Consider the following 6,482-nt stretch of genomic DNA (forward strand, 5'->3'; position numbering starts at 1 on the left):
ATCATGGCGATTTTGCCAGCAGATTAGGTATACCCCATCTGAAGCTGGATCGATCTGGATTCAGTTGAATTTAGGCAGCAGCCTTGCCCTGATTCGCCCGCTCTTCCAGCTCTGCACGGCTCAGGGTAGATACAAAGCGGCCATCGAAGTAGATATCCATCAGCTCGCCACGCTTCTCGCCACGCATCATGCTGCGGCGGCCATCCAGATAGTGCACCTCCATCTGGGCGGTATGCTCGTCCGGGTAGCTGATCTCCACCTCGCGCACCCCTTGTGGCAGCATGGCCAACGGCACCGTCTTGAGGGCCGGATCCAGATGCTGGTTCACCTTGATCACCGGATTGGCTTTCATGTCCACCACAGCCGGAGATTTGCCGGTGATGGGGTTCTTGCCAGACCAGAACTCGATGGTATTGAAGACGAACAGGTCAGCGGTCGCGGCCAGACCGTAGACAGGGGAGAGCAGCATAAAGACCCCGGCACGAGCGTAGCGGTTATCCACCACGCTCAGGTTGCCCTTGGTGACCATGCCGGAAAGCCCCATCTGCCCCATACAGCCGCCCAGACCCATGCTCGCGACCATAACCAGCAGGGCCATTGCCCGCCCCTTCTGTTGTAATGCCATCGTGTTCTGTTCCTGCTCTGAAATAAATGAGGCGGCAAGCCTAATCAAGGGGCCAGAAGAGGACAATTCACAATGGCGGGACGATACAGGAGGGGTTCAGATTGGGGCACTGACTGCTCAAATATGAGTCAATGCCCCGGCATGACAGGAAGTCTGGGGGTTCAGATTGCCAGATCAGAGACGGTGCTGGAGACGTTGCTCGCCTCCCGGCGGATGTCGCTCATCACCTCGTTCACCTCACCCACCTGCTGTTTACCCAGCTCGGCGCTGCTGGCGACGTCGGACATCTCGGAGGTGACCTTGGCGGTCAGCTCCCGGTTGTTCTGTACCACCTTGGCAATCTCGTCGGTAGAGAGAGACGTGCGGGCCGCCAGCTGGCGAACCTCGTCGGCCACCACCGCAAACCCACGACCCTGATCCCCGGCCCGGGCTGCTTCGATGGCCGCGTTGAGGGCCAGCAGATTGGTCTGGTCGGCGATGCTGCTGATAGTGGAGACGATCGCCTCGATACTGCGCGACTGCTCGTTGAGCTGATTGATAAGGCCGATGCTGTGAGTCAGCTGGCTGGCAATCAGGCTGGAGGTATCGACTACCGAGGAGAGCAGACCCGCGCCGCGCTCGGCGCAGTTCAGGGTCTCCCGGGCCGCATCGTGGGCCAGCATGGCCGCTTCCCGCACCGCATCGCTCTTGTTGATCCGCTCGGTGATGTCGCTGGCGAACTTGATCACCTTCACCACCTTGCGATGCTCATCAAGGATCGGGTTGTAGGTCGCCTCCAGCCACACCTTGCTACCGTGACTGTTCTGACGACAGAAGAGACCGGACTTGAACTGACCACGGCCCAGCTCATCCCAGAAGTGGGGCTGGTCTCGATAAAACTGATCGTCGCAGAAGATACGGTGATGCTTGCCCTGCACCTGAGCCAGCGTATAGCCCATGGTATGGAGGAAATTGCCGTTGGCAGCAATCACCTCTCCGCCGGGGGTGAACTCGATGACCGCCAGCGACCGATCCAGCGCCGTCACCACCGCCTGCTGGCTGAGCAGTTGCAGGTGGTGCTCGGTAATATCGGCCGCGATCTTGATCACCTTGGTCACCACGCCCCGCAACTTGACCGGAAAATAGGTCGCTTCCAGCCAGATCGCCTCGCCCCGTTTGTTGAAGCGCTGGAACACTCCGGTACGGGAGCGCCCCTGCTTCAGGTCCGCCCAAAACTGCTGATAGTCGCTGCTCTGGGCATAGAGCTTGTCGCAAAAGATACGGTGATGCTGGCCGATAACCTCGGGCGCACTGAAGCCCACCACGTTGAGAAAGAGATCATTGGCGGCCAGCACAGTGCCATCCGGCGTAAAGGTGATGGTCGCCACGCTGCCGTGCACTGCGTCAAAAAATCCCTGCTGTTCCAGAAGTTGATCCTGGCACTGCTGCAACTCGGCTTTCAGTTTGCTATTGAACATCGAAACGTATCCTCCAGACTGGCACCCACCATGGCCAAACCACGCAGTGGATCAATAAGATAATGGTGGCGTGCTCCATCAGCATAGTTGGCGGCTTTGCCGCGATCCCATCTGACGCCATATTTATTGCTGTAAATCAAATTCACCGACCAAGCACCACTCATGAAGAGCTGCAACCCTTACTCCACCACCGGTTGCCACTCCAGATAGGCCGGATTGGCGACAAAGCCGATCCGCTCATAGAGAGGGCGCCCCTGCTCGCTGGCATGGAGCCACACCTTGCCCAGCTGACGCGAGCTGGCGAAGGCTGTAATGGCATCGAGCAGCGCCGTGGCGATCCCCTGCTGGCGCCATTGTGGCCGCGTATACATGTTGAGCAGATACCCCTCCATCCCCGCCAGATTGCCGAGATAAGGTGGCCGTTCAAACAATACCAGCGTCCCGGCCGCCACGATCTGTTTGCCGCCATCCTGCGTATCGGCCTCAGCCAGCCAGGATAAAGCACTCTCTTCACTCATCGCCCGGGTGAAATAGTCAAGGGTGGCCTGCCACAAGGCCGGGTCTGCCTGCGGCGTCAACAGCTCACCGACCTCACAAAACAGCTCCATGCGCAGCGCCACAATTGCGGGAATATCTGCGGCCCTTGCCTGACGAATAATCATTGGCTGCTCCTTTTCTCTCATGGGAAATTTCGCCGGCCGTCATTATGACAAAGAGCGCCTTGTGGCGCTCTTTGTGATTGGGGAAATCACTGATAAATCAATGGTTGCGACGTGTCAGCCAGTGATCCAGGCTCAGCACACCACCGCCCCAGATGGTCAGGGTCAGCAACATCCAGCCCCACAACTGGTGATCGTAAAAGCCGCCCGCCCAGAGGGTCGGATAGGAGATCACCGCCATGATATTGAAGCCAAACAGCAGCAAGGCGGCCGGGCGGGTAAAAAGCCCCGCCAGCAGGAAGAGCGGCAGCAGCAGCTCGGTCGCCGTACCCAGATAAGCAGCCCACAACCAGGGCAGCAGGGGCACCTGATACTCGGATTCAAACAGATAGAGGGTGGAATCCCACGCCGTCAGCTTGAGCCAGCCTGAAGTGATAAAAACCGACGCGACCCAAAGCCGCGCCAGCAACAGCACACCGGTACTGCTCCAGCGCGGCAAATCACCACTTGAGCTGGCCAGCGCCAGCCATTTGTTTGCCATCATGGCATTACCTCCATATCCACCAGCAGACCAAGGGTTATCAGGCGAGTGAGATGTTCACTGGCCGCAGGGTCGGCCGCAAGCAGATCGACCAGCGCCGTACCAGCGAGACATCCCTGTAGCAGCGCCCACTCACCAGCCGTCAGGGGCAAGGGGGCAACCCGGCAATCCGGCTGTTTCTTCAATGCCAACCAGACGGGGGCATCAAGCACCTCCACCGCTTCACCACCGTGCAGCGCCATCTGCCACAGGGCCAGCACCGGATAATCGCTGGCAACCAGCAGCAGATCCGTGGCTGGAAACAGCCGCAGCCGCTCCCATTGTTGCGGCGATAATGCGGCCAGACGCTCGGCTGGCCAGCAGCGTGATTCCAGTGGCAGCAGACTGGCACGCTCAAGCTGCCATTCGAACTGCGCCAGCGCCTCCAGCCAGGGTAACTCGGCCGTGGTTGGCAAGCGGGCCAACCATTGGCCAAATCCGGCGCCATAGTGCATGACGCTCCCTTCCCTGAGCGGCTCGGCCAATACGAAGCCACGGGCCGCCGCTGCAAAAAAGTCATCCCCGACCATAGCCTTGACGGCGGGATAACTGCTCGCCAGCACCTCGCCAAGGCTCAGGATGAAATGGTTGCGATAGACCTGCAGCACAGATTCGGCAGAAAAGAGCCGGGAGCTGATGTGAGGGGCAATGGCGTCAGGCGCCCCCAGCAAACCATCGGCAAAGTGCTGTTGCAGCTGTGCCAGTTCAGCCATGGGCCACCTCCCGTGGCGCACTCATGGCGCACGCCTCATCCAGAATGGCGCCAGCCTGCGCCGCCTCTGCCAGCAAGACCGGCAGCGGCGGGATCTCGAGGTCCCACTCAATCAGGGTGGGAATGGCCTGCTTGCGGCAGATCTGGCGATAGAGTTCCCAGACCGGCTCCACCACAGGGGCGCTGTGGGTATCGATATAGAGGGAGCCTTCCGGCAGCTGCTTCTCGGTATAACCGGCCAGATGGATCTCCCCGACGGTGGCGAGATCGATCGCCGCCAGATACTCATCGCTAGAGAAACCGTGATTGAAGGCACTGACATAGAGATTGTTGAGGTCGAGCAGGATGCCGCACTCGCTGCGCTGCTGCAGCTCGGCCAGAAATTCCCACTCGCTCATCTCCCCGGCCAGTTGCAGATAGGAGGAGGGATTTTCAATCAGCATGCGGCAACCCAGGGTCTGTTGTACCTGCTGGATCTTGTCGCTCATGTTGCGCAGGGAGGCGCGGGTATAGGGCACCGGTAGCAGATCGTTGAAATAACGCCCGCCAATGCTGCCCCAGCTGAGATGTTCGGAGATCCGTACCGGTTTGATCGCCGCGGCCAGTGTCGACAACTGCTGCAGATGGTGCGGATCGAGCGGGTCGGCAGAACCAAGGGACATGCCAACGCCGTGAAGACTGACGGGGTAGTGTTGCGCCAGTTCGGCTAGCACCTGAAAACCCTGGCTGTGCCGTTCGAAGTAATTTTCACTGTGCACCTCCAACCAACCGACTGCCGGCAGGGTTTGCCGGATCTCATCGTAATGGGGAGTGCGTAATCCGATACCAATCAAAGGGTTCATCGCAAGACTCGCTTTCGCCAATCAGAGAAGATGCAGGGGGCGACCCGTTGGCCATCCCCTGCCCGATGTCTCTTACTTGGGTTGCAGCGAACCGCCGACCAGCTTCTCGCACAGCCCTTTGGGCATCACCACAAAGGCATCACCCTGAGCATCTTCCTTGGCAGTACCGGCGCAGGAGCTGCTCTTGGTCGCACAGTCATTCTTGCTGGCCTTGACCACGCCGTAGCACTTCTCCTTTTCATCGGCAGCCATTGCTGGTGCCGCGATAAATTGGGCGCCCAGCGCCAGCAGACCGGTCATGGCGGAGGCGATAGCAGTGCTTTTTTTAACATTCATGTTCATGTTCCTTTTGATGTCGTTGGATGTTGCTGATATCCCCGATTTGTCGCAACCGGGGACCTGCAATAGAACCGGCAAACGGGATATTCCCTTTCAAAAAAACACAAAAAGAGTTAAAAAATCCAAAGGCAGACACTCAATCAATTGATTTTAAACAGCTATTTCATCATTGAAAATTTCTCGACGACCACCCATTTATGAACAAGAAAAGTGCCATATGGTGCTTTCACCCCGTTAATCTTTTTCACTGCTTCCATCAAAAGAGATGTGTCAGACATAAAGAATCCCCGCCAACAGACAGGGCTGAATGCAACTTGCAAGAAACAATAAATCAACAAGCGGGGGGGGGGGGGAGGTTGGGAGCCAGGAGTTGCGGCAAGCAGATAGAAAAAGAGACAGCTTTGGCTGTCTCTTTTTGCACATGGTGCGAATGGGGTTTAGTAGAAGATCCGCTCGCCACGCTCGCTCATTTTGAGCCACACCGGTTTGGTGCTGGTTTTATTCCAGATCCGGTGCAGATAGCTGTAGAAGCGGGCACGATCGCTGCGAAACAGCATCACGGGGAAAGCCAGAATGCCCACCAGCAATACATAAATGCGACGAAGAATAATCTGAGTCAGGGAAAAGGGATGAAACATGATGTAACTCCTTACTGGTAAGACCACTGAACAAAGATTACCCCACTCCATGTAGGATTACTACATCACTAACGCATTTTTTTATAAAAAAATGGTGAAAAACGGGAAATACTGAAAACGGGTTACGTCATTAACCAACAGTTAACAAACTTGCGAAAATCGTGCGCTTTGCCACAGTTATCAGGGGAAAAACATGCAGTAGGGAGACACGCATGAAACTGCCGGAAGTGGCACTGCTGGTGCTGATGGTTGCCCTGACACGGGCACAACTGGAGGAGTGGCAACTGAATCGGGAAGATGCCATCGTGCTGGCCGAACGGGGCGTGCCCACCGTCAGCCTGTGGCAATGCGGCACACTGAAGCAACGGATTGCGGATCTCAACCAGCACAGTGCCGAGGTGCAGTTTCAATATCGGGGGCAAAACATGGCGGATGTGAGCCACTATCTCGAGCGCGAGTGGAAACAGGCTGGCTGCGAACAGTTACCGGTACAGCAAGGATACTGACCAAGGTTCAGACTCGAAGAGTGACGATTGAGATAAACAAAGAAAAGATGGAGGCACGTTCCGGAGTCGAACCGGACTAAACGGATTTGCAATCCGCTGCATAACCGCTTTGCTAACGCGCCAT

At 57.2% G+C, this 6,482-nt stretch carries 10 protein-coding genes and 1 tRNA gene; 1 reads left to right on the forward strand and 10 read right to left on the reverse strand.

Annotated elements, in window-relative coordinates; translation table 11 throughout:
* Positions 1-70: 70 nt before the first annotated feature.
* From OKB77_RS17435 to OKB77_RS17475, 9 genes are all read right to left on the reverse strand, one after another.
* Positions 71-625 carry a DUF3332 domain-containing protein gene (locus OKB77_RS17435; RefSeq protein WP_047439970.1) on the reverse strand — a complete coding sequence of 185 codons (555 nt, stop codon included), beginning with the start codon at positions 623-625 and terminating at the stop codon, positions 71-73.
* Positions 626-786: 161 nt separating this feature from the next.
* Positions 787-2,082: a methyl-accepting chemotaxis protein gene (locus tag OKB77_RS17440; RefSeq protein WP_270818041.1), complete on the reverse strand. Its 1,296-nt coding sequence runs from the start codon at positions 2,080-2,082 to the stop codon at positions 787-789.
* A complete protein-coding gene (locus OKB77_RS17445; protein ID WP_270818042.1) occupies positions 2,064-2,258 on the reverse strand; it encodes a hypothetical protein in 195 nt (64 codons plus the stop codon). Before OKB77_RS17445 ends, OKB77_RS17440 begins: the two co-directional genes overlap by 19 nt.
* A 3-nt stretch (positions 2,259-2,261) precedes the next feature.
* Positions 2,262-2,744: a GNAT family N-acetyltransferase gene (locus OKB77_RS17450; protein ID WP_270818043.1), complete on the reverse strand. Its 483-nt coding sequence runs from the start codon at positions 2,742-2,744 to the stop codon at positions 2,262-2,264.
* A 97-nt stretch (positions 2,745-2,841) separates the two neighbouring features.
* Positions 2,842-3,285, reverse strand: a complete 444-nt coding sequence (locus OKB77_RS17455) for a DoxX family protein (protein ID WP_270818044.1) — start codon at positions 3,283-3,285, stop codon at positions 2,842-2,844.
* Positions 3,282-4,034 (reverse strand): HvfC/BufC N-terminal domain-containing protein, encoded by a 753-nt coding sequence (locus OKB77_RS17460; RefSeq protein ID WP_270818045.1) that lies wholly within the window; start codon positions 4,032-4,034, stop codon positions 3,282-3,284. The genes OKB77_RS17455 and OKB77_RS17460 overlap by 4 nt, the downstream gene beginning before the upstream one ends.
* Positions 4,027-4,875, reverse strand: a complete 849-nt coding sequence (gene bufB / locus OKB77_RS17465) for an MNIO family bufferin maturase (protein WP_270818046.1) — start codon at positions 4,873-4,875, stop codon at positions 4,027-4,029. Before bufB ends, OKB77_RS17460 begins: the two co-directional genes overlap by 8 nt.
* A gap of 72 nt (positions 4,876-4,947) precedes the next feature.
* Entirely contained in the window at positions 4,948-5,211 is a 264-nt protein-coding gene (locus OKB77_RS17470; RefSeq protein WP_005334862.1) for a BufA1 family periplasmic bufferin-type metallophore, read from the reverse strand.
* Positions 5,212-5,651: 440 nt separating this feature from the next.
* Positions 5,652-5,852, reverse strand: coding sequence for a YbfA family protein (locus OKB77_RS17475; protein ID WP_005334863.1), 201 nt, complete (start codon positions 5,850-5,852; stop codon positions 5,652-5,654).
* Between the two features lie 212 nt (positions 5,853-6,064).
* Between OKB77_RS17475 and OKB77_RS17480 the strand changes: the two genes are divergently transcribed.
* Entirely contained in the window at positions 6,065-6,358 is a 294-nt protein-coding gene (locus OKB77_RS17480; protein WP_270818047.1) for a hypothetical protein, read from the forward strand.
* A gap of 48 nt (positions 6,359-6,406) precedes the next feature.
* Here OKB77_RS17480 and OKB77_RS17485 read toward each other — a convergent pair.
* Positions 6,407-6,480 (reverse strand) — tRNA-Cys (locus OKB77_RS17485).
* Positions 6,481-6,482: the final 2 nt, after the last annotated feature.

It is taken from the genome of Aeromonas sp. Y318-3 (genome assembly GCF_027706185.1).
Lineage (GTDB): Bacteria > Pseudomonadota > Gammaproteobacteria > Enterobacterales > Aeromonadaceae > Aeromonas > Aeromonas veronii.